This is a genomic window from Sphingomonas sp. Leaf231, from assembly GCF_001421995.1.
Classification (GTDB): domain Bacteria; phylum Pseudomonadota; class Alphaproteobacteria; order Sphingomonadales; family Sphingomonadaceae; genus Sphingomonas.
Genome location: NZ_LMLS01000007.1, coordinates 1 through 21,209 on the forward strand (window position 1 = coordinate 1; position 21,209 = coordinate 21,209).

A 21,209-nucleotide genomic window follows, 5' to 3' on the forward strand; every position below is an offset into this window, starting at 1 on the left:
GCTGCAGCAGGTGAACACCGCCGTCTCCGAGATGGACGGGGTGACGCAGCAGAATGCCGCGATGGTCGAGGAAGCGACCGCCGCCGCGCGCAGCCTCGCCGAGGAAGCCGATCGCCTGATTGCGGAGGTGTCGCGCTTCCGCATCGACGGCAAGCCGCGCCGTGCGGCGGTCGCGGTCCACACCTCGCCCGTCCATGACCTTCAGGCGCGCGCCGCGGCCGCCGGGCGCGACATCGCCCGCACCTCGCGCCGCCCGGTCACCGGGACACGCGGCAACGCGCTGGCCGTCGCGGAAGACGAATGGTCGGAGTTTTGAGGACGCGGCACGCGCGTCCTCACCCGTGCCGCGTGGTGGGTCCGCCGGGGCTCGAACCCGGGACCTCTCGATTAAAAGTCGCTTGCTCTACCAACTGAGCTACGGACCCTCACGCGGACCGACGCCGACTAGGGGCGGCGCGGCTGCGGGTCAACCGGGCATGAAGCTGGCGCAGCGTCAGCCCGCTTTGCGGATCGCGCCAGCGCGGCGCGATCGCGCTGGCCGGCGTCAGCACGAACGCGCGGACGCGGAACGCCGGATGCGGGATGGTGAGCGTCGCGCTGCGCCACGCTCCGCCCGACCACAGGACGATGTCCAGGTCGATCACCCGCGCCCCCCATCGCCGTCCGCCACGCCGCCCGAACCCGCGCTCGATCGCCTTCAGCCGCGCGAGCAGCGCGGGCGGGTCCTCCGCGGTTTCGATCAGCGCGGCGGCGTTGGCGAAGGTTCGCGTCGACGGCCCCAGCGGCGCACTGGCGATGATCGGCGCGGCCCGTCCGCCCAGCAGGCGCAGCGCCGCGGCCACTTCGGCGCGTGGTACGCCATGCCGGCCGCGGCGATTGGAGCCGACCGCGACGAGATAGATTGAACCGCCCATCGTGCAGCGCCTATCGCACCGCCATGGACTTCGCACCCCCTTCGCTTGCCGCGACCGAACCGCCGCTCGACTGCCCCTTGTGCCCCAGGCTGGCGGCGTTGCGCGCGGAGGTGCGCGGCGAACACCCCGACTGGTGGAACGCGCCCGTTCCCGCATTCGGCGATCCCGATGCATGGCTGGCGATCGTCGGGCTGGCGCCGGGCATGCACGGCGCGCATCGCACCGGGCGTCCGTTCACCGGCGACGGCGCAGGGCCGCTGTTGTTCGGGACGCTCGCGCAATCCGGGTTGCTGGAGGGGACGTTCGATGCGCGTCCCGACGACGGCGTGCGGCTGCGCGGCGCGATGATCCTCAACGCGGTCAAGTGCCTGCCGCCGGGTAACAAGCCGACGCCGGAGGAAGTGCGAACCTGCCGGCGGTTCCTGTCCGCACAGGTCGCGGCGCTGCCGAACGCGCGCGTGTTCGTCGCGCTGGGGCAGGTCGCGCACCAATCGACGGTCAAGGTGCTGGGCGGTCGACTGCCCAAGGCGCGCTTCGCCCACCTTGCCGAACATCGCGTGCCCGACGGGCGCGTGCTGATCGACAGCTATCATTGCTCCCGATACAATCAGAACACCGGCCGCCTGACGCGCGAGATGTTCGAGGCGGTGTTCGCCCGTGCGCTGGAACTGCGTCCCTGACGCCGGCGAACGGTGGCCGGCGGATCAGATGTCCTGCACCAGCCGCCCATACAATTCCGGGCGGCGGTCGCGGAAGAAGCCGAACGCGGCGCGGTGCCGGCGCACGCGGTCCAGATCCAGCGTCGCGACGATCACGCCCTCTTCCTCGCGGCCCAGTTCCGCCAATATGTCGCCGCGCTCGTCGGTGATGAAGCTGGTGCCGTAGAAGGTCTGGCCATGTTCGACGCCGACGCGATTGGCGGCGATGACCGGTACCACGTTCGACACCGCATGGCCGACCATCGCCCGCCGCCAGAGCCGCGCGGTATCGAGCGACGTGTCGTGCGGCTCGCTGCCGATCGCGGTGGGATAGAACAGCACCTCGGCCCCCATCAGCATCATCGCGCGCGCCGTTTCGGGATACCATTGATCCCAGCACACGCCGACGCCCAGTTTCGCCTTCGGGCCGTTCCACACCTTGAACCCGGTATTGCCCGGGCGGAAATAGAATTTCTCTTCATAGCCGGGGCCATCGGGGATGTGACTCTTGCGATACACGCCCTGTACCTCGCCGTCGGGACCGATCATCGCCAGCGAGTTGTAATGGTGCGGTCCGTCAAGCTCGAAGAAGCTGGTCGGGATGTACACCTTCAGCGCCTCGGCCAGCGCCTGCATCGCCAGCACCGCCTTGTGCTCGCCGACCGGCGCGGCATTGGCGAACAGCGCCTCGTCCTCGACGCGGCAGAAATACTCGCCCTCGAACAATTCGGGCGGCAGGATCACCTGCGCCCCGCGACCATGCGCCTCCCGCACGGCATCTGACACCTTGGCGATATTCGCGTCGATGTCGGCGGAAAAGGCGAGTTGCAGCGCGGCGACGGTGATCTCGGTCATGCGCGCGGACATAGTAGCGCGGTCGCCACGACGCCAGCGGATGATGGTAAACCACTGACTTTGTATCGAACAGGGACGGCGGCTCGGACGAGACCGTTGCGGAGGCGCAGCGATTGCGCGAACAGCATCGCAACGGGTAATTCGATTTTTACCGAATAAAGGGGCAACATATGATTCGTTTCGCGCAAGTCGCGCTGGCCGCCGGGGCGTTGGTCGCTGCAATGCCGGCGCAGGCCGCGGACTTCATCGTCGATACGACCAAGGGTTCGTCGACGGGCGACGTCTATGGCAACACCATCACCTACAAGGTTGGTTCGGTCGACCGCAAGTCGACGGTCAATGTTAAGGCGACGGCTTGGTCGCGTGACTTCAACGGTAACTATACCGCTGGAAAGCTTGGTGTTTTCAATCCGGCTGGTCTGGGCATCTACCAGGCCGGTCAGAACGAGACCGGCAGCAACGGGCTGCACCAGATCGACAACGTCAACGGTTGGGAATTCATCGTCCTGCAGTTCGACCAGATGGTGTCGTTGCAGTCGGCCGAGCTCACCAAGTTCGCGATCCCCGGCTTCGGCCCGGGCGACAATGACGCGTTCATCGCGCGCGGCGTCACCAGCTTCGGCGCGGCGATGACCAACACCACGCTGCGCGGTCTCGAAGCGTCGCTGAACTACGATTCGTCGAAGCAGTCGGGCGCCAACTGGTTCAACAGCAACAGCGATCTGTACAGGGGTGCGGCCAAGCAAACCTACAATCTGTCGCCCGACAAGGCCGGCAACGTCTGGATCATCGGCGGTTCGTTCTTCGGTCCGGATGGCCTCAACGACGCGTTCAAGCTGAACCAGATCAAGGTGACCAGCGGCGTTCCCGAGCCGACCACCTGGATGACGATGATCCTCGGCTTCGGCGTGGTCGGCGCGGCACTCCGCCGTCGTCGCGGCGCGGCCAAGACCAGCCTCGCCTGAACCCGGACTTTCCGGTTGCGTGCAGGGGGCCGTCGGAGCGATCCGGCGGCCCCTTTTCGTGCGCCAGCCACCGCGCGTTTCGGTTCGTGGGCGACCGGTGAGGATCGTCGCGACGCTGACAGGATTGAACGCGCACGCCTCCTTGCCCGTGACCCGGACGTGATCCGGCGTCCGCCAACCGGCGATCGCCAAAGAAGCCGGGCTGCGGGTCGCGTCCGAACCGACGAACGAGATACGATGAAGCGCTCGACATCCATTGTCGGCAGGATCGGCAGGGTAGGCGGATCGGCAGGTCAGCAAGGTAGGCAGGTCAGCAGTGTCGGTTCGCACATGGGCGCGGTCGACGGGCTTCCCGAGGTCGCCGTTGCCGCGACGGCCGGAAAGGCCTGTCCTACATACCCGCCGCATGACAGCGTCGGCGACGATGCCCACGCCGCCCGCCCGCCCTGCCGCCCACGTGCCCGGGGCAGCATCCACGGCGCGTTTTCAGCGCCGACGTGGCGTGAACTTTGTCAACTTCCGCGGCGCGCGCCCGCGGCGCGCGCCCGCGGCGCGACTCAGCCGATCAACAGACCCGCCAGCGCCGCGCTCATCAGGTTGGCAAGGCTGCCCGCCGCCAGCGCGCGCAGGCCCAGCCGCGCGATCGTCGGGCGCTGGTTGGGGGCGAGGCTGCCCGTCACCGCCATCTGGATCGCGATCGAGCTGAAATTGGCGAAGCCGCACAGCGCGAACGTCACCACCGCGATCGTGCGCGGGGAAAGCTGTGCCGCCTGCTTGCCGAGGTCGATGTACGCGACGAATTCATTCAGCACGATCTTTTCGCCGAACAGACCGCCGGCAATCCCCGCCTCGTCCCATGGCACGTTCAGCAGGAACATCACCGGCTGGAACACATATCCCAGCAACCCCTGGAAGCTCAGTCCCGGCAGGCCCAGCCATCCGCCGACCGTGCCGAGCAGGCCGTTGGCCAGCGCGACGAGCGCGACGAACGCCAGCACCATCGCGCCCACCGCCACCGCCAGCTTCACCCCGGTCTGTGCGCCCTGCGCCGCGGCCATGATGAGGTTGGCGGGCTTCTCCTCGTCGTGCGTCGCGTCGGGCAACGGCTCGCCCGGCGTGCCCTCGGGCAGCAGCGCGGCCGGGCCGCGACCGCTGATCCGCGCCTCGGCCAGCGCGATCTGCCGCGCCACGTCGGGCATGTCGCCCAGCGGCAGTTCGCCTTCCGGGGGCATGACCCGGTCCGGCATGATGATCTTGGCCATCAGGATGCCGCCCGGCGCCGCCATGAAGCTGGCCGCGAGCAGATAGTCGATGCTGATCCCCATCGAGGCATAGGCGGCCAGGATCGTGCCGGCGACACCCGCCATCCCGCTGGTCATGACGGTGAATACCTGCGCCGGGGTCAGCCCGGCGAGATAGGGGCGGATGACCAGCGGCGATTCGCTTTGCCCGACGAAGATGTTGGCCGCCGCGCACAGGCTCTCGACCTTGCTGGTCCCGATCACCTTTTCGATTGCGCCGCCGATCCAGCGGACGATGAACTGCATGAAGCCGAGATAGTAGAGGATCGAGACGAGGCTGGCGAAGAAGATGATGACCGGCAACGCCGCGATCGCGAAGCTCTGCCCGCCGACCGCCGGGCTGGCCAGGTTGCCGAACAGGAACTCGGTGCCCTTCTGCGAATAGCCCAGCAGCGCCGCGACGCCCGACGATGCGCCGCCCAGCGCGGCGCGTCCCGGCGTCCAGTACAGCACGATCACCGCGATCGCCGCCTGCAATGCAAAGGCGCTGGCGACGATGCGCAGGCGGATCGCGCGGCGGTCGGCCGACAGCAGCACCGCGAGCAGCAGGATGACGACGATACCCGCCAGGCCGATGAGGATTCTGTGCATTTTTCTTCTTCGATGTCGCCGTTCGGCACCGTCCCTGCCCATGACATGCGGCGCGGACCGCCGCCAGCCATGATCGACCGCGCCGGGGATGGGGGCCGGGGACGACGGAGGCCGGATCGGCCGCGATGCGCCTTTTCCATCGCTTATGCCGGTGCCGCGACCGGATCGGTGTTCCGCGGAACCTTGCCCGCTCTACCCGGCACCGGCTACATCACGGCGATGGAAGCACCCGCCCGTCGCCCGATCCCGCCATCGCTGTTCGCCTTCTCGATCTTTTACGGCGGCATGGTGTGCATCGCCGGGGTGCTCGGCAACAAACAGGTTTCGCTGGGGCCGATCTCGGCGCTCGGCCCGCTGGTCGGGCTGCCGCCGCTTGCGGTGGAGGCGGGCATCTTCGCGTTCCTGCTGCTGGTCGTCACGTCCAGCGCGGTCGCCGAACTGCACGGGCAGAAGGTGGCGGGGCGGCTGGTGCTGATGGGGTTCGTCCCGCTGCTTGTCTCGATGGTGCTGACGCTGGTGGTGCTGGTGCTGCCGCCCGCCCCGGAGATGGGCGCGGATCATCTCGCCGCGTTCAACCGGATGATGGGCGCGACGCCGTGGATCTGGGCGGGCGGGATCGTCGCTTACGGCATTTCGCAGACGCTGAACGTCACGATCTTCTCGTGGCTGAAGGGGCGGGAGGGCGGTCGGCTGTTGTGGTTCCGCGCGGCGACCGCCAGCGCGCTCAGCCAGATCGTCGATTCGATCCTGTTCATTTCGATCGCGTTCGGGTTGTCGGCGGTCGGCTGGCTGATGGCCGGGCAGATGCTGGCGAAGGTCGTGCTGTCGATCGCGCTGGTGCCGCCGCTGATCTACCTGCTGGTGGCGACGGGGCGGCGGCTGGACGCCTGACCTTTCGCGGCGGTGCACACGCCGCTATGGCGCGGCTCATGACCGATCCTAACCTGTCGCCCGCGCTGAAGGCCGAAACGCTGGTCGAGGCGCTGCCGTACCTGCAACGTTATGCCGGCAAGACGTTCGTCGTGAAATACGGCGGACACGCGATGGGCGATCCGGAGGCGCAGGCGGACTTCGCCGAGGATGTCGTGCTGTTGAAGGCGGTCGGGATCAATCCGGTCGTCGTCCATGGCGGCGGGCCGCAGATCGGGCGGATGCTCAAGCGGCTGGGCGTCGAATCGCGCTTCGTCGACGGCTTGCGCGTCACCGATGCCGAAACCGCGCAGATCGCCGAAATGGTGCTGGCGGGATCGATCAACAAGGAAATCGTCGGCTGGATCGGCCGCGCCGGCGGGCGTGCGGTCGGAATCTCCGGCAAGGATGCCGGGCTGGTGCGCGCCGAGAAGGTCGGCAGCCGCGCGCCCGATCCGTTGCAGGGGATCGAACGTAACGTCGACCTCGGCTTCGTCGGGGAACCGGTCGCGGTCGATCGCCGCATCATCGATTCGCTCAGCCGGGAGGGCATCATTCCGGTGATCGCCCCGATCGGGATCGGCGCGGACGGCCACACCTACAATATCAACGCCGATACGATGGCCGGCGCGATCGCCTCGGCGCTTGGCGCATCGCGCTTCTTCCTGCTGACCGACGTGGCGGGCGTGCTCGACAAGAACGGACAGCTGGTGACCGATCTCGATCCTGCCGCCGTCGCCGCGTTGCGCGCCGACGGCACGATCTCGGGCGGGATGATCCCCAAGCTGGAGACGTGCGTGGCCGCGGTGCAGGCCGGGGTGGACGCGGCGGTGGTGCTCGACGGGCGGGTGCCGCACGCGATGCTGCTCGAAATCTTTACGAAGCGCGGCGCAGGCACGCTCATCCGCGCCTGATCCCGGTCTTTCGGCCGGTCTTTCGCCCGGTCTCATGGTGACCTATATCGCCGACACACCTTTTCGGAGACGCCACGCGTGCTGACGCTCACCATCATCCAGATCCTGCAGGTGATCCTGAACCTCGTATGGTGGATCATCATCGTGCAGTTCGTGCTCTCGCTGCTGATTTCCTTCAACGTCGTCAACACCTCGACCAACTTCGTGCGCTCGCTGTACGAGGGGTTGGATCGGCTCAGCGAGCCGCTGTACCGCCCGATCCGGCGGATGCTGCCGAACACCGGCGGGATCGATTTCGCACCGGCGATCGTGCTGGTGCTGCTGGCGATTCTCAACATCGTCCTCAACAACGTCGCCGCCAGCGCGGTGATGAGCAGCACCGTCTGACCGCATGGCGCACGACCGCTGACGGCGTCGCGATCGCGGTGCGCGTGACGCCGCGTGGCGGGCGCGACTCGCTGCTTGCCGGCACCGGCGATCATTTCGCCGTGCGACTGGCGGCGGCGCCGGTCGACGGCGCGGCCAACGAAGCGCTGGTCGCGCTGGTCGCCAAACGGTTCGGCGTGGCGCGGCGCGACGTGACGCTGGTCGCCGGCCAGACCGCGCGGCTGAAGCGGCTGGCGATCGCCGGCGATCCGCAAGCGCTGGCGCAAATCGCCGCGTCGCTTTATGCGATCGCCCCATGACAGCCCGCACCATCGACGGAAAAGCCTTCGCCGCGCAGCTGCGCAACCGTGTCGCCATCGCCGCCGCCGCCTTCACGCGTGACGCGGGCCGCAAGCCCGGCCTCGCCGTCGTGCTGGTCGGCGAGGATCCGGCATCGTCGGTCTACGTCCTGTCCAAGGGCAAGGCGACGCTGGCGGCGGGCATGGAAAGCTTCGAGCATCGCTTGCCCGCCGACGTAGCGCAGGGCGAGCTGATCGCGCTGGTCGACCGGCTGAACGCCGACGATGCGGTCGACGGCATCCTCGTCCAGCTGCCGCTGCCCCGCCATATCGACGAGCGCGCGGTCATCACCCGCATCGATCCCGACAAGGATGTCGACGGTTTCCACCCGGTCAACGCCGGGCGGCTGGCGACCGGGCTGGACGGGCTGGTGCCGTGCACCCCGCTGGGCTGCATCATGCTGCTGCGCGAGATCCATCCGCACCTCGCCGGGCTGGAGGCGGTGGTGATCGGCCGTTCGAACATCGTCGGCAAGCCGATGGCGGCGCTGCTGCTTCGGGAAAGCTGCACCGTCACCACCGTGCACAGCCGGACGCGCGACGTGATGGGCCACGTGCGGCAGGCGGACATCGTCGTCGCCGCCGTCGGCATCCCCGGCTTCGTCCAGCGCGACTGGATCAAGCCCGGTGCGACCGTGATCGACGTCGGCATCAACCGCACGGATGCGGGGCTGGTCGGCGACGTCGATCCGCGCGCCGCGGAGGTCGCCGGCGCGATCACCCCGGTGCCCGGCGGCGTCGGGCCGATGACGATCGCGGTGCTGATGCGCAACACGCTGGTCGCGGCCTCGCGGCGCGCGGGCGTCGCGATCGATCCCGCGCTGTGACGCGGGCGCTCTGATGCTCGAACTGTTCGTCTCGGCGTTCGTCACGCTGTTCGTCATCATCGATCCGCCGGGCTGCGCGCCGATCTTCGCGGGGCTGACCGCCGGGACCACCGCGGAGCATCGCCGCGCCATGGCGGTGCGCGCCGTGGTGGTCGCGGCGCTGATCCTGCTGGTGTTCGCGCTGGCCGGCGAACCGTTGCTCCACGTGCTCGGCATCGAACTGGCGTCGTTCCGGATCGCGGGCGGTGTGATGCTGTTCCTGATCGCGCTGGAGATGGTGTTCGAGAAGCGCACCCAGCGGCGCGAGGATCGCGCGGCGAAAATCACCACCGAAGAGGCGGACGACGTCTCGATCTTCCCGATGGCGATGCCGATGATCGCCGGTCCGGGATCGATCGCCTCGGTGATGCTGCTCACCGCGCGCAGCCACGGGGTCGAACAGACCGCCGTGGTGATGGCGGCACTGGCGGCGAACCTCGTGTTGATGTTGCTGGCGCTACTGGCAGCCGGGCCGTTGATGCGCGTGATGGGCGCGAAGATCGAGGCGGTCATCACCCGCCTGCTCGGCGTGCTGCTCGCCGCGCTGGCGGTGCAGTTCGTGATCGACGGCATCATGGAACAAGTGCGCTGACCCGATCGCCGTCACCCCCGGGCCGAGGCCGGGGGTGACGGCTCGCGTCACTTCACCCGGAATGCGCGGAACGGCGATCCCTGCTTGATCGGCAGCGGCGTCAGCCAGTCGAACGACTCTCCCTTCGCCAGCCGGTCGTAGAAACCGCCGCGCGCCTTCGCCCGGTAATTGGTCGATTCGGCCATGTCCGGGCACACCAGCAGCATCGTCGCGCCGTGGCGCTTCATGATCGCGCGTGCCTCCGCGGGGGAGCGCATGAAGGCGTGGTGGACGTCGAGGATCGCGTCCCCGTTGCGGTGATACGGCCCGGCGATCGCACTGTGATGGGTCAGCGTGATGAGGCGCGGGCCAAGGTCGACGAAGGTGAACACCGTCTGCGCGGGATAGCGGTCCAGCGGGCGCATCGCGGGGAGGGTCAGGCAGCGCCCGGTCGCCTTGTTGACGCGTCGGACGTACGCGCTCGGCCGGTCGACGCCGAAGCTGTCGATGACGATCGGCGTGAAGCTGCCCGACACGATCACGAACAGCCCCGCCGCCGCCGCCGCCTTCGCCAACCAGAAACGCGGCGCGGCCAGCAACGGCAACGCCAGCCACGCCAGCGCCGCCGCGCCGGGCACCGCCAGCAGCTGCGCCGCCGGGCCGGCGCGCGCCTGCCACAGCAGCATCGATGCCGCGAATGCACCGAACAACGCCACGCAGGCCCAGCCGCGCAGGCTCGGCTGACGTCGCGCCTGCCACGTCGCCAGCACGGCGCCGATCAGCCCGATCAGCGGCAACGTCACGATCGGCAGCGCGATGCGCAGCGGATGGCGGTAGATCGGCTTGGCCTCGCGCACTTGCGACAGCCAGCTGGTATAAAGTTCGTCCGATACCTGCTCCGGCCGGCCGAGGCATTGCGGGAAGGCCAGCGCGAAGAAACCGGCGACCAGCGCACCCGCCACGATCGCCAGCACCAGCCGCACCGCCGGCCGCTGCGGCGACAGCATCGCCAGCCCCAGCAGCAACCCGCCCGCCAGCACCACCGTGGAGGCGTAGACGGGGGTCAGCGCGTCGCAGCGATAGAGGCGGTTGGCATCGGAGGCGAACCCGGCGAACCCCGCCGCCGTTCCCCCGGCCAGCCCCAGCGCATATACCGCCAGCCGATCGCGCTCGCCCCGGTCCCAGATCCACGCCAGCGCGATGATCGCCCCCGCCATCGCCGCATAGGGCAACATCTCCAGCCCGATCGTCAGCGACACCGCCGTCGCCCCACCGACCAGCGCGCCGCCGCGCCCACGGCGCGGATCGCACAGTCCGGCGACGGTCACCGCCAGCATCGCCAGCTGCCAGCCGTGATGGTCGATGCGGTCGGGCATGAACATCCCCAGCAACACGTTGGTCGCCAGGAACAGCGCAATGCCGAGCGGCCACGCCAGCGGGTGCACCAGCCGCCGCAGCGTCGCACCCAGCGCGGCGAGCGTCACCGCCAGCGGCAACAACGGTGCGATCCCGCACGCCAGCCGCTCCGCCTCCGCCACGCCGACGAACGGGCGCAGCACCACGATCAGCGCGGCGATCGGCAGATCGACCAGCCGCGACCAGTGGATGTTGAACCCGCCGGGCGGATTGAGGCGATAGTTGCGCAGGTCGAACCAGCCCTGTCCGTCCAGCAGCGCGCGTACCTGCATCAGGCGCATGTTGTCGTCGGTATCGCCCAGCGACAGCCAGTGAATTCCCGCCCAGCGTTGCCAGACGTACCAGATCGCGATGCCCAGCCACGCCAGCATCGTCAGCCGCAGCCAGTGGCGGTCGAGCACGCGTCCGACCCGGTCGAGCGTGGCGGGCGGCAACAGGTGGTTGATCAACGTATTTCCTTCACGCCGCGGCTGCCGGTGCGCGGCCCTTGATGCGATGGTGCTTACGAGGCGTGCGGAAAAACGGCAACGACCAGCGCGCCCGCCGGATGCCCCCGGGCATTGCCACTTTTGACCGGCGGCCGTAGGCGGGCGCGGAAAGGGTGATCGGTGACGACGTTACGATCGGACGGAAAAGCGGAGGAATGGCGGGCGCTGTTCTGGCAGTTGGTGCGCTTCGGGCTGACCGGGGGCGCGGCCACCGCTTTCTATGCGATCGTCTACTGGCCGATCGCCACCTATGCGCAGGCACGCTGGCCGCTGGCGGATCGCAGCGTCTGGCCGCTGGTCGGCAACGTGCTCGGCTATCTCGTCGCCATGCTGTCCGGCTATGTCATGCACAGCCGCTGGAGCTTCCGCGACGTCGGCGAGCGCGAGAATCTGGCGCGCACCGGCGGGCGGTTCTTCATCGTCTCGCTGGTCAGCTTCGCGATGAACACCTTCTTCGTCTGGTTGCTAACCGGGCCGATGCACGGCGCGACATGGTGGCCGCTGGTGCCGATCCTGTTCGTCACCCCACTCGTCACCTTCGCGCTCAACCGCTTCTGGGTCTTCGCTTGAACAGGATCATCCGCTGATGGATCGCCGCGTCTACGATCGCATGGCCGAACACGATTCCACCCATTGGTGGTATCGTGCGCGCCGCGATATCCTAGCCGATTACCTGACGCGTGAGGGGCGGTTGCCGGCGCCGGCGCGCATCCTGGAGATCGGTTGCGGCACCGGACACAATCTGCCGATGCTGGCGGCGTTCGGGGACGTCGACGCGATCGAGATCGATCCCGCCGCGCGCGCCATCGCTAGCGCACGGTTGGGCAAGCCGGTCGGCGAGGCTCCGCTGCCGGAACTGCCGGGTGTCGCGCGCGGCGCCTACGATCTGATCGCGGTGCTGGATGTTGTCGAGCATATCGAGGATGACGTCGCGGCGCTGGCGGCGATGCGCGCGTGCCTCGCGCCCGGCGGCAAGATCCTGATCGCGGTGCCCGCGCACCAATGGCTGTGGAGCGCGCACGACGTCGTGAACCACCATCACCGCCGTTATTCCAAGGCGACGCTGCTCGGCGCGATCCACGAGGCCGGGTTGAAGGAACGCGGTCTGACCTATTTCAACTCGCTACTGTTCCCGCTCGCCGCCGCCGCGCGCGTCGCCGGACGGCTGACCGGGCGCGACGACAGCGATGATTCGCCTCCAGCGGCACCGGTGAACGCCTTGTTCGAACGGATCTTCCGGCTGGAGCGGCATCTGGTCGGCCGCATGCCGATGCCGATGGGCGTGTCGATCCTGACCCTGGCCGAGCCGCGCTGACGCCTCACGCGCCCGCATGGCGGAGGGCGATTGTTCATGAAGCCGGATGCGGGACACCGCCGGGTGGCCGCCCGTCGCGCATCACTGCCTTGCACCCGTCCGTCGTTTGCCGGCGAGGCGCAGCCACATACCGCAGTACGCACGGGAACGCGATCACCGCGTCGGGACGGCCCCGCGCAACGGCGTGATCGTCACTCCCCGATCACATGCAAGGCCAGCGTCCGGCGATGCGGCGCGGCGCGGTGTTCGAACAGATAGATGCCTTGCCACGTGCCCAGCACCATCCGCCCGCCGGTCATCGGGATCGACAGCGACACGTTCGTCAGCGCGGTCTTCAGATGCGCGGGCATGTCGTCCGGCCCTTCGTCGTCATGTTCGTATTCGCGCGATTCGGGCGCCAGCCGCGCGAAATAGCGCTCGATATCCCCGCGCACCGCCGGGGCGGCATTCTCGTTGATAATGAGCGACGCCGACGTATGCCGGCAGAACAGCGTCACCACGCCATCGGTCAGCCCCTGCGCATCCAGCCATGCGATGACGTCGCGCGTGACTTCGACGAGTCCCTGCCCGCGCGTCGCGATCGTCAATTGCCCGTGCGCCTGCCGCATCAGAACAGCCGCCCGCCGTTCGGCACCGGCCTGCCCGGCTGAACCAGCACCACTTTGCCGTCGGCATCGGGGAAGCCGAGCGTCAGCACCTGCGACATGAACTTGCCGATCTGGCGCGGCGGGAAGTTGACGACCGCCGCCACTTGCTGCCCGATCAGATCATCGCAGGCATGATGTTCGGTGATCTGCGCCGACGATCGCTTCGTGCCGATGGTCGCGCCGAAATCGATCGTCAGCTTGTAGGCGGGCTTGCGCGCCTCCGGGAACGGCTCGGCGGCCACGATCGTGCCGACCCGCACGTCGACCGCCAGGAAATCGTCGAAGGCGATGTCGGAGGCGGGCGGGGCGGCGGGATCGTGCGTGGCGTGCATCAGAAATCCGGATTCTCGTAATAGCTCGGCGGTTCGATCCCGCTGATCCGCTCGGCCAGCAACGGGCGGAAGCTGCGCCGGCTCTTGAACGCCGAATACCATGATTTGGTCAGCGAATGGCCCGCCCAGTCGATGCCGCCGAGATAATCCGCGACCGAGATTTGCGCGGCCGCCGCCAGGTCGGCCAGGCTGATCGTCGATCCGCCGATCCATTTGCGATGATCCAGCAGGAAGTCGATGTAATCGAGATGCCCGACCGCCGACTTCATCGCCTCGCGCAGCCGCGACGCGTCGGGGGCCATGCGGTGCGCGATGCGCTTGATCATCCGCTCGTCCAGCAGCGGCTGGGTGACGTCGCGATAGAAATGCGTGTCGAACCACGCGACCAGCCGGCGGATCTCGGCTCGATTCGCAGCGGTGCCGTTGACCATTGCGACGCGTTCGACCGTCTCCTCGAAATATTCGCAGATCGCCATCGAATCGACCAGCACGACGCCGCGTTCGTTGTCGGTCATCACCGGGGTTTGCCCCGCCGGATTCATGTCGATGAAGGCGTCGCGCCGCTCCCACGGGTTCTCGCGCATGAGTTGATAGCCGACGTCCTTCTCGTTCAGGAGCGTGCGGACCTTGCGCGTGAACGGACACAGCGGGAACTGATAGAGCTGCCACATATGGTTGCGCTGTTAGGCGCAATCGGGGGCCGGGGGGAAGCGGCTTCGTGGCGGATCAGGACGATGGGCGCGGGCGTCGTCGCGGCACCGCGTCGGACTGCCGCCGGATCAGCGCGTAATCGGTCACGACATGCGGGTGATCCCCACCACCGCTCCCGCCACTGCGCCGCTGGCGGATGTCGCGCACCAGCAGGTCGACCGCGGTGCGCGCCATATCGCTCACCGGCTGGCGGATCGTGGTCAGCTCCGGCCACACCGTCGTCGCCAGCGCCGAATCGTCGAACCCGCACACGGTCAGGTCGCCCGGCACGTCCAGCGCGCGGCGGTGCGCGATCGCGATCGTCGCGGCGGCCATGTCGTCGTTGCTGGCGAAGATCGCGGTCGGCGCGTCGGGCAGGTCGAGCAACCGTTCCGCCGCGTCCAGCCCGGAGCGATAGCCGAACGTCCCCTCCGCCACCAACGCGGGATCGGCGTCGAGGTCGAAGTCGGTCAGCGCGTCGCGATATCCGGCCAGCCGCTCGCCGCTTGCGCTCTGGTTCGCCGCGCCGGTGATGAATCCGATTCGGCGATGGCCCAGCGCACCCAGATGCCGCGTCATCTCATAGGCGGCCTGGCGATCGTCGATGCTGACCGACAGCGCCCATTCCGGCGCGCGCCCGGTGGACACGGCCACCACCGGCACGTCGCGCGCGCGCAGCGCCGCCAGTACCGGTTCGGCATCGCCCAGCGGCGGTGGCAGCAGCAGGCCGTCGACCCCGCCGTTCAGCAGATGATCGATCGCCGCCAGCTCCGCGCCCACGGCGCATTGCTCGACGATGATCTGCGCGCTCTGTCGACTGGCCTGATCGAGGCAGCCGACCAGGAACTCGCTGAAATAGAACAGGCTGGTCGTGGTGTGCAGCACCCCCAGCCGGAGTTCGTCGCCCCCGGCCAGCATCCGCGCCGCGGGCGAGGGGGCGTAACGCAACGTCGCGATCGCTTCCTGCACCCGGATGCGTGTCGCCTCGCGCACGCTGGTTTCGTGGTTGATGACGCGGCTGACCGTCATCGGCGACACGCCGGCGTGCGCGGCGACGTCGCTGATCGTGGGCGCGTTGCGTTGGCGGCGCGAGCCGCGCGGTTCGGTCATGCCGGGCGTTCCATCGCGCGATCCTTGGCCGTCCCGGCGCGAACCGGCAAGTACGACGTCAGTAATGCCCCGGCACATAGTCGAAGTGCTGCGCCCGATACCATGCCAGATCATGTTCGGGCGGCGTGACCCCGGCGGGCAGCGGCAGGCGGTTGACCGACATCCAGTAGGACAGGCTGGCGTCGCGCCACCAGCGCGCCTCGCGTTCCTGCACCGCCAGATCGTCGGCGGTCTTCTGCCACCGCTCGGCATCGACCAGCGCGCGCACGCCGTCCCACTGCCGCCGCATCCCCGCGACATAGCCGACGCCGCGATCGTAATGCGCCACCAGATCCTGCCACAGCGTCTTGCCCGAGCGCATCGGACGGTCCCAGCGGACGTGGTGGAACCACAACAGGTCGCGCTCCGGCGTGGTTTTCGGGTCGGCAAGCTGACGCGCGATCGGCGCGGCATATTGCGCCACCGCGTTGCTGCCGGTCTTCGTCCGGTCGAAGCCGATGCCGTCGCGATCGGCCTTGTGGTAATAGGCCGGGTTCCATTCGGGGCGTTTCAGGTCGCTCACCCACGGCCCCGGTCCGTAATGATGCCCGGTCGCCATCAGGTGGGCCAGCCCCAGCGCGCCGGTATAATCGACCACCGCCTCGCGGGAGCCCATCATCATGGCGACGGCGGTGTCGACCACGCGCGCGTCGCCGCCGAACGTCTGTTGCGCCCATTCGCGCGCCAGCGGTTCGGCCGGCAGCGCCGGATCCCACGCCATCCGCCCGAACGCATACCAGTTCGCCTGGTTGAAGGTGGAGCCGGACCAGTCGCGATCGCGCCCGATGTTCGCCACCCCGGCCATCCCGGTCAGGCGATGCCCCTCGCTGCTGCCGTCCACCACGCCGGCCACCGTCTCGCGCCCGCGCCCGGTTTTCGCCGCCAGCGTCTCCTCGAACAACGGCCCGAGATAGGCGAGGTGGGTCGCGAAGCCGAGATATTCCTTGGTGATCTGGAATTCCATCATCAGCGGCGTCTTCGGCATCGCGCCGAACAGCGGATGGAATGGCTCGCGCGGCTGGAAGTCGATCGCGCCGTTCTTCACCTGCACCAGCACGTTGTCGGCGAACGTGCCGTCCAGCGGCTTGAACTCGCTATACGCCTGCTTGGCCCGGTCGGTCGGATCGGTGTCGGCATAGACGAACGCGCGCCACATAACGATGCCGCCGTGCGGGCGCACCGCCGCGGCCAGCATGTTCGCGCCGTCGGCGTGGCTGGCGTTGTAGTCGCGCGGTCCGGGTTGCCCCTCGCTGTTGGCCTTCACCAGGAACCCGCCGAAATCGGGGATCGCGCGGTAGATCTCGTCGGCCTTGGCCTTCCACCACGCCGCCACCGCCGGGTCGCGCGGATCGGCGGTCTTCAATCCGCCCAGCTCGATCGGTGCGGAGAAGCGCGCCGACAGATACACCTTGATCCCCCAGGGGCGGAACACGTCGGCCAGCGCGGCGGCCTTCGCGATATAGCGCGGGGTCAGGCTGTCGGCCTTGGCGTTGACGTTGTTCAGCACGGTGCCGTTGATGCCCAGCGAGGCGTTGGCGCGGGCGTAATCGGTGTAGCGCGGGTCTTTCAGGTCAGGCAGCGTCCACCAATCCCACAACGACTGGCCAGCATAGCCGCGCTCCACCGTACCATCCAGATTGTCCCAATGGTTCAGCACGCGCAGCTTCACCTTGGGCGCACTGGTCAGCGCGGCGGTGGAGGTGGTGCCGCCGGTGGCCAGATGCCGCAGCAGCGCAAACGCACCGTAGAGCGTGCCGCGATCGCTGTTGCCCGCGATCAGCAGCGTGCGCTTGCCGTCCAGCGTGACGGTGCGCACCAGATAGCCCTCGTCGCCCAGCGCCGCGAACGGCAGTCGCAGTGCGGCGATCCCCGCATCGCCGGCGGTCGCCACCGTCACCGGCATCGTGCCGGCGGGCATCGCGCGCGCCAGTTCGTCCGCCGCCAGCCGCAGGGTCGGCGTTGCGCCGCGCACCGCGACCGTCATGGGGGCACCGGCGGGCGCGTCGACGGGGGCGGGGCGGGCGGTTTCGCCACCATGGCGCAGCCACAGGCGATAGCCGTCATCGGCGTGCGCGGTGCCCGCCAGCAGCAGCGCCACAGCGCCGATCAATCCCGAAAAAGCCTTCACCGCTACCGCTCCTGCTCACCCGGCGGCATTGACAACGCCGCTTCTGGTCCGCCATGTTACCGCTATCAACCCGTTTGGCAAGCACGGCATCCGACCGCGCGGCCGAAGCAGGAGAGGACCAGCGTGACCGCCACTACCCAACCGATCGTCGCGCGCCGCGCGTTCCTGCGCTGGACCGCCGGGGTTTCCGCGCTGGCGTTCCTGCCCGCCGCCGCGCGCACGCCCGCCGCCGTCTACCGCGACCCACGCGCGCCCGTCGACTTGCGCGTCCGCGATCTGCTCGGCCGCATGACGCTCGACGAAAAGGTCGCGCAACTCATCACCCTGTCCACCACCAAGCGCGACGTCATGGACGACACCCGCGCCTTTTCCGCGACCCGCGCCGACGCTGCCTACCCGCATGGCATCGGGCAGATCGCGCGCCCGTCCGATCGCGGCGGCGCGGCGACCGCCAACAACACCGGCACCGACGTCACCGGCCGCTGGCGACAGCCGGCCGACACGATCGCCTTCGTCAACGCCGCGCAGGCATGGGCACGGCGTACGCGGCTCGGCATTCCGGTGCTGTTCCACGAAGAGGCGCTGCACGGGTATATGGCGCCGGGCGCGACCAGCTTTCCACAGGCGATCGCACTGGCGGGCAGCTTCGACCGCGACCTGATGCAGCGCGTGCAGTCGGTGATCGCGCGTGAGGTGCGTGCGCACGGCACCACGCTGGCGCTCTCCCCGGTCGTGGATATCGCGCGCGACCCGCGCTGGGGCCGGATCGAGGAGACGTTCGGCGAGGATCCGTATCTGTGCGGCGAAATGGGCGTCGCGGCGGTGAAGGGGCTGCAGGGCGAGGGCAAGGAACTGGCCCCCGGCAAGGTCCACGCCACGCTGAAACACATGACCGGCCATGGCCAGCCACAGGCCGGCAACAACGTCGCGCCCGCGCAGCTGGGCGAGCGCGAGTTGCGTGAAAGCTACTTCCCGCCGTTCCGCAAGGTGGTGGAGCGCACCGGCATCGGCGCGGTCATGCCGTCGTATAACGAGATCGACGGCGTGCCGAGCCATGCCAACCACTGGTTGCTCGGCACGATCCTGCGCGGCGAATGGGGCTTCGACGGTGCGGTGGTCAGCGATTATGCCGCGATCGCCGAGCTCGATTACTTCCACCACGTCGCGGCCGGCAAGGAAGCGGCGGCGAAGCTGGCGCTGGCCGCGGGCGTCGATTGCGACCTGCCCGATGGCGTCGCCTATCGCACGCTCGCCGATCAGGTTCGCGCCGGACGCGTGCCGCTGTCGTTGATCGACGCCGCCTGCGCCCGGATGCTGACGATGAAGTTTCGTGCCGGCTTGTTCGAGGAGGTGCCGATCGATGCGCGCGCCGCCGCGCGCCTGACCGCCAATGCGGAGGCGTTGGCGCTGGCGCGCGAGGCGGCGGGAAAGTCGATCGCGCTGCTGGTCAACGACGGCATCCTGCCGCTTGCCGGGCAGAAACGGATCGCGGTGATCGGACCGAACGCCGCGGTTGCGCGGCTCGGCGGCTATTCGTCCGAACCGGTCGCGCCGGTCTCGTTGCTGGATGGCGTGCGCGCGCGGCTGAAGGGCAGGGCCGAGGTCGTCCACGCGCAGGGCGTGTTCATCACGCAGAGCGAGGATCGTTCCGCCAACGAGGTGCTGCTCGCCGATCCCGCGCGCAACCGTCAGTTGATCGCCGAGGCCGTCGAGGTGGCGAAGGGCGCGGACGTCGTGCTGCTCGCGATCGGCGACACCGAACAGACCAGCCGGGAGGGCTATGCCCGCACCCATCTCGGCGATCGCACCGACCTCGATCTGCTCGGCGAGCAGAATGCGCTGTTCACCGCGATCAAGGCGACCGGCAGGCCGGTGGTGGTCGTCGCGATCAACGGTCGCCCGCCGTCATGGCCGACCGTGGTCGCGGGCGCCAACGCGCTCCTCGAATGCTGGTATGCAGGGCAGCAGGGCGGCCATGCGATCGCCGACGTGTTGTTCGGGGACGTCAATCCGGGCGCGAAGCTGCCGGTGACGGTGGTGCGCGACGTCGGACAGGTGCCCTTCTATTACGATCACAAGCCGTCGGCGCGGCGCGGTTATCTGTTCGATGATGACAAGCCGCTGTTCCCGTTCGGCTTCGGGCTCAGCTACACCAGCTTCACCCTGTCCGCGCCGCGCCTGTCGGCGACGCGGATCGCACCGGCGGGCGAGGTGACGGTGGAGGTCGACGTGACCAACACCGGTCGGCGCACCGGTGACGAGGTGGTGCAGCTGTATATCCGCGATCAGGTGTCGTCGGTCGCCCGGCCGGTGAAGGAACTCAAGGACTTCGCACGCGTCACGCTCGCCCCCGGCGAACGCCGCACCGTGCGCTTCACGTTGACGCCCGAGGCGTTCCGGATGTGGGATGCCGACATGCGCGAAGTGGTCGAACCCGGCCAGTTCGACATCATGACTGGCGCGAACAGCCGCGACCTGCAAACCGTCGTGCTCGACATCGCCTGAAAGACCTTTCCATGCCGAAGATCATCGACGCCCGCGTCATCATCACGTCGCCGGGACGCAATTTCGTCACGCTGAAGATCACGTGCGACGACGGCACCACCGGCGTCGGGGACGCGACGCTGAACGGTCGGGAACTGGCGGTCGCGGCCTATCTGTCTGAGCATGTGATACCGTGCCTGATCGGCCGCGACGCGCACCGGATCGAGGATGTGTGGCAATACCTCTACAAGGGCGCGTACTGGCGGCGCGGCCCGGTCACCATGTCGGCGATCGCCGCGGTGGACGTGGCGCTGTGGGACATCAAGGGCAAGTTGGCCGGGCTGCCGGTCTATCAATTGCTGGGCGGTGCGTCGCGTGAGGCGTGCATGGTCTATTGCCACGCCAACGGCACGACGATCGAGGATACGATCGCCACCGCGATCCGCCACCGCGACGAAGGCTATAAGGCGATCCGCCTGCAATGCGGCGTGCCGGGCCTCGCCTCCACCTATGGCGTCGCCAAACCGGGCCAGCGCTACGAACCGGCCGATGCCGATCTGCCCAGCGAAAGCGTGTGGTCGACCAGCAAGTACCTGCGCGTGGTGCCGGAATTGTTCGCCGCCGCGCGCGATGCGCTGGGGCCGGACGTGCATCTGCTCCACGACGTCCATCATCGCCTGACCCCGATCGAGGCGGGCCGGCTCGGCCGCGATCTCGAACGATATCGCCCGTTCTGGATCGAGGATCCCACCCCCGCGGAGAGCCAGGACGCGTTCCGGCTGATCCGCGAACACACCACTACGCCGATCGCGGTAGGGGAGGTGTTCAATTCGATCTGGGACTGCAAGTCGCTGATCGAGAACCAGTATATCGACTATATTCGTGCGACGATCGTTCATGCCGGCGGGATCACCCATCTGCGTCGCATCGCCGCGCTCGCCGAATTGTACCAGGTCCGCACCGGCTGCCACGGGGCGACCGATCTGTCGCCGGTCACGATGGCCGCGGCGCTGCACTTCGGCCTGGCGATCCCCAATTTCGGCGTGCAGGAACATATGCCCCACACCGCCGAGACCGATGCGGTGTTCCCGCACGCCTATCGCTTCGATGACGGCATGATGCATCCCGGCGACGCACCGGGCCTGGGCGTCGACATCGACGAGGAACTCGCCGCCGGCTACGAATACAAGCGCGCCTACCTGCCGGTGAACCGGCTGGAGGACGGCACGCTGTGGAGCTGGTGAAAGTGGC

General features: G+C 68.5%; 21 protein-coding genes, 1 tRNA gene and 1 pseudogene. 13 read left to right on the plus strand and 10 right to left on the minus strand.

Annotation, left to right across the window (positions count from 1 at the left end; all coding sequences use genetic code 11):
• Positions 1–316 (plus strand): annotated as a pseudogene (locus ASE95_RS17015) (methyl-accepting chemotaxis protein); the annotation flags it as partial.
• Between the two features lie 33 nt (positions 317–349).
• On the opposite strand, the gene ASE95_RS17020 reads toward ASE95_RS17015, so the two are convergent.
• Positions 350–425 (minus strand) — tRNA-Lys (locus tag ASE95_RS17020).
• The gene (gene folK / locus ASE95_RS17025) at positions 426–914 is read right to left on the minus strand and encodes a 2-amino-4-hydroxy-6-hydroxymethyldihydropteridine diphosphokinase (protein ID WP_056639181.1); all 489 of its coding nucleotides are present in this window, start codon (positions 912–914) and stop codon (positions 426–428) included. It lies immediately after the preceding tRNA gene.
• A gap of 23 nt (positions 915–937) precedes the next feature.
• On the opposite strand from folK, the gene ASE95_RS17030 reads away from it, so the two are divergent.
• Positions 938–1,594: a uracil-DNA glycosylase gene (locus ASE95_RS17030; protein ID WP_056639184.1), complete on the plus strand. Its 657-nt coding sequence runs from the start codon at positions 938–940 to the stop codon at positions 1,592–1,594.
• A gap of 24 nt (positions 1,595–1,618) precedes the next feature.
• Here ASE95_RS17030 and aguB read toward each other — a convergent pair whose 3' ends face one another.
• Entirely contained in the window at positions 1,619–2,467 is an 849-nt protein-coding gene (gene aguB / locus ASE95_RS17035; RefSeq protein WP_056639240.1) for an N-carbamoylputrescine amidase, read from the minus strand.
• Positions 2,468–2,637: 170 nt separating this feature from the next.
• Here aguB and ASE95_RS17040 point away from each other — a divergent pair, with 170 nt between their 5' ends.
• Positions 2,638–3,432: a PEPxxWA-CTERM sorting domain-containing protein gene (locus tag ASE95_RS17040; RefSeq protein ID WP_056639187.1), complete on the plus strand. Its 795-nt coding sequence runs from the start codon at positions 2,638–2,640 to the stop codon at positions 3,430–3,432.
• Between the two features lie 557 nt (positions 3,433–3,989).
• On the opposite strand, the gene ASE95_RS17045 is transcribed toward ASE95_RS17040, so the two are convergent.
• On the minus strand, positions 3,990–5,324 hold the full coding sequence (locus tag ASE95_RS17045) for a NupC/NupG family nucleoside CNT transporter (protein WP_056639191.1): 1,335 nt from the start codon (positions 5,322–5,324) through the stop codon (positions 3,990–3,992).
• Positions 5,325–5,543: 219 nt separating this feature from the next.
• On the opposite strand from ASE95_RS17045, the gene ASE95_RS17050 reads away from it, so the two are divergent.
• The 6 genes from ASE95_RS17050 (at position 5,544) to ASE95_RS17075 (ending at position 9,330) form a co-directional block, all read left to right on the plus strand.
• Entirely contained in the window at positions 5,544–6,215 is a 672-nt protein-coding gene (locus tag ASE95_RS17050) for a queuosine precursor transporter (RefSeq protein WP_056639243.1), read from the plus strand.
• A gap of 38 nt (positions 6,216–6,253) precedes the next feature.
• Positions 6,254–7,147 carry an acetylglutamate kinase gene (gene argB / locus ASE95_RS17055; RefSeq protein ID WP_056639246.1) on the plus strand — a complete coding sequence of 298 codons (894 nt, stop codon included), beginning with the start codon at positions 6,254–6,256 and terminating at the stop codon, positions 7,145–7,147.
• A 78-nt stretch (positions 7,148–7,225) separates the two neighbouring features.
• A complete protein-coding gene (locus ASE95_RS17905) occupies positions 7,226–7,534 on the plus strand; it encodes a YggT family protein (RefSeq protein WP_056639194.1) in 309 nt (102 codons plus the stop codon).
• Positions 7,535–7,566: 32 nt separating this feature from the next.
• Complete coding sequence (locus ASE95_RS17910) at positions 7,567–7,833, plus strand: DUF167 domain-containing protein (RefSeq protein WP_268795854.1); 267 nt, start codon at positions 7,567–7,569, stop codon at positions 7,831–7,833.
• Complete coding sequence (gene folD, locus ASE95_RS17070; protein ID WP_056639196.1) at positions 7,830–8,699, plus strand: bifunctional methylenetetrahydrofolate dehydrogenase/methenyltetrahydrofolate cyclohydrolase FolD; 870 nt, start codon at positions 7,830–7,832, stop codon at positions 8,697–8,699. The genes ASE95_RS17910 and folD overlap by 4 nt, the downstream gene beginning before the upstream one ends.
• A gap of 13 nt (positions 8,700–8,712) precedes the next feature.
• Complete coding sequence (locus ASE95_RS17075; protein ID WP_056639199.1) at positions 8,713–9,330, plus strand: MarC family protein; 618 nt, start codon at positions 8,713–8,715, stop codon at positions 9,328–9,330.
• A 47-nt stretch (positions 9,331–9,377) separates the two neighbouring features.
• Here ASE95_RS17075 and ASE95_RS17080 read toward each other — a convergent pair whose 3' ends face one another.
• The gene (locus ASE95_RS17080) at positions 9,378–11,096 is read right to left on the minus strand and encodes an AcrB/AcrD/AcrF family protein (protein WP_235528395.1); all 1,719 of its coding nucleotides are present in this window, start codon (positions 11,094–11,096) and stop codon (positions 9,378–9,380) included.
• Between the two features lie 237 nt (positions 11,097–11,333).
• Between ASE95_RS17080 and ASE95_RS17085 the strand changes: the two genes are divergently transcribed.
• Both ASE95_RS17085 and ASE95_RS17090 read left to right on the plus strand, forming a co-directional pair.
• Positions 11,334–11,783 carry a GtrA family protein gene (locus ASE95_RS17085; protein ID WP_082450250.1) on the plus strand — a complete coding sequence of 150 codons (450 nt, stop codon included), beginning with the start codon at positions 11,334–11,336 and terminating at the stop codon, positions 11,781–11,783.
• Between the two features lie 16 nt (positions 11,784–11,799).
• Positions 11,800–12,528, plus strand: a complete 729-nt coding sequence (locus tag ASE95_RS17090; RefSeq protein WP_056639203.1) for a class I SAM-dependent methyltransferase — start codon at positions 11,800–11,802, stop codon at positions 12,526–12,528.
• Between the two features lie 191 nt (positions 12,529–12,719).
• On the opposite strand, the gene ASE95_RS17095 is transcribed toward ASE95_RS17090, so the two are convergent.
• From ASE95_RS17095 to ASE95_RS17115, 5 genes are read right to left on the minus strand one after another with little or no spacing between them, the layout of a single operon-like run.
• Complete coding sequence (locus tag ASE95_RS17095; RefSeq protein WP_056639205.1) at positions 12,720–13,136, minus strand: secondary thiamine-phosphate synthase enzyme YjbQ; 417 nt, start codon at positions 13,134–13,136, stop codon at positions 12,720–12,722.
• Complete coding sequence (locus ASE95_RS17100) at positions 13,136–13,507, minus strand: tRNA-binding protein (protein WP_056639208.1); 372 nt, start codon at positions 13,505–13,507, stop codon at positions 13,136–13,138. Before ASE95_RS17100 ends, ASE95_RS17095 begins: the two co-directional genes overlap by 1 nt.
• Positions 13,507–14,178 carry a glutathione S-transferase family protein gene (locus tag ASE95_RS17105; RefSeq protein WP_056639211.1) on the minus strand — a complete coding sequence of 224 codons (672 nt, stop codon included), beginning with the start codon at positions 14,176–14,178 and terminating at the stop codon, positions 13,507–13,509. The genes ASE95_RS17100 and ASE95_RS17105 overlap by 1 nt, the downstream gene beginning before the upstream one ends.
• A 55-nt stretch (positions 14,179–14,233) precedes the next feature.
• Entirely contained in the window at positions 14,234–15,307 is a 1,074-nt protein-coding gene (locus ASE95_RS17110) for a LacI family DNA-binding transcriptional regulator (protein WP_056639214.1), read from the minus strand.
• A gap of 58 nt (positions 15,308–15,365) precedes the next feature.
• On the minus strand, positions 15,366–17,474 hold the full coding sequence (locus ASE95_RS17115; RefSeq protein WP_056639219.1) for an alpha-glucuronidase family glycosyl hydrolase: 2,109 nt from the start codon (positions 17,472–17,474) through the stop codon (positions 15,366–15,368).
• A gap of 123 nt (positions 17,475–17,597) precedes the next feature.
• On the opposite strand from ASE95_RS17115, the gene ASE95_RS17120 reads away from it, so the two are divergent.
• Both ASE95_RS17120 and manD read left to right on the plus strand, forming a co-directional pair.
• Positions 17,598–19,979 (plus strand): glycoside hydrolase family 3 N-terminal domain-containing protein, encoded by a 2,382-nt coding sequence (locus ASE95_RS17120; RefSeq protein WP_056639223.1) that lies wholly within the window; start codon positions 17,598–17,600, stop codon positions 19,977–19,979.
• 11 nt (positions 19,980–19,990) lie between these two features.
• Positions 19,991–21,202: a D-mannonate dehydratase ManD gene (gene manD / locus ASE95_RS17125; protein WP_056639226.1), complete on the plus strand. Its 1,212-nt coding sequence runs from the start codon at positions 19,991–19,993 to the stop codon at positions 21,200–21,202.
• Positions 21,203–21,209 lie beyond the last annotated feature (7 nt).

What these genes read in the sequence shown, in the direction of transcription:
- ASE95_RS17095 (WP_056639205.1), bottom strand. Translation starts at nt 13,136, where the DNA reads ATGCGGCAGGCGCACGGGCAATTGACGATCGCGACGCGCGGGCAGGGA.
- aguB (WP_056639240.1), bottom strand. Translation starts at nt 2,467, where the DNA reads ATGACCGAGATCACCGTCGCCGCGCTGCAACTCGCCTTTTCCGCCGAC.
- ASE95_RS17045 (WP_056639191.1), bottom strand. Translation starts at nt 5,324, where the DNA reads ATGCACAGAATCCTCATCGGCCTGGCGGGTATCGTCGTCATCCTGCTG.
- ASE95_RS17075 (WP_056639199.1), top strand. Translation starts at nt 8,713, where the DNA reads ATGCTCGAACTGTTCGTCTCGGCGTTCGTCACGCTGTTCGTCATCATC.
- ASE95_RS17090 (WP_056639203.1), top strand. Translation starts at nt 11,800, where the DNA reads ATGGATCGCCGCGTCTACGATCGCATGGCCGAACACGATTCCACCCAT.
- ASE95_RS17080 (WP_235528395.1), bottom strand. Translation starts at nt 11,096, where the DNA reads ATGCTGGCGTGGCTGGGCATCGCGATCTGGTACGTCTGGCAACGCTGG.
- ASE95_RS17105 (WP_056639211.1), bottom strand. Translation starts at nt 14,178, where the DNA reads ATGTGGCAGCTCTATCAGTTCCCGCTGTGTCCGTTCACGCGCAAGGTC.
- argB (WP_056639246.1), top strand. Translation starts at nt 6,254, where the DNA reads ATGACCGATCCTAACCTGTCGCCCGCGCTGAAGGCCGAAACGCTGGTC.
- ASE95_RS17110 (WP_056639214.1), bottom strand. Translation starts at nt 15,307, where the DNA reads ATGACCGAACCGCGCGGCTCGCGCCGCCAACGCAACGCGCCCACGATC.
- ASE95_RS17100 (WP_056639208.1), bottom strand. Translation starts at nt 13,507, where the DNA reads ATGCACGCCACGCACGATCCCGCCGCCCCGCCCGCCTCCGACATCGCC.
- folK (WP_056639181.1), bottom strand. Translation starts at nt 914, where the DNA reads ATGGGCGGTTCAATCTATCTCGTCGCGGTCGGCTCCAATCGCCGCGGC.
- folD (WP_056639196.1), top strand. Translation starts at nt 7,830, where the DNA reads ATGACAGCCCGCACCATCGACGGAAAAGCCTTCGCCGCGCAGCTGCGC.
- ASE95_RS17050 (WP_056639243.1), top strand. Translation starts at nt 5,544, where the DNA reads ATGGAAGCACCCGCCCGTCGCCCGATCCCGCCATCGCTGTTCGCCTTC.
- ASE95_RS17030 (WP_056639184.1), top strand. Translation starts at nt 938, where the DNA reads ATGGACTTCGCACCCCCTTCGCTTGCCGCGACCGAACCGCCGCTCGAC.
- manD (WP_056639226.1), top strand. Translation starts at nt 19,991, where the DNA reads ATGCCGAAGATCATCGACGCCCGCGTCATCATCACGTCGCCGGGACGC.
- ASE95_RS17040 (WP_056639187.1), top strand. Translation starts at nt 2,638, where the DNA reads ATGATTCGTTTCGCGCAAGTCGCGCTGGCCGCCGGGGCGTTGGTCGCT.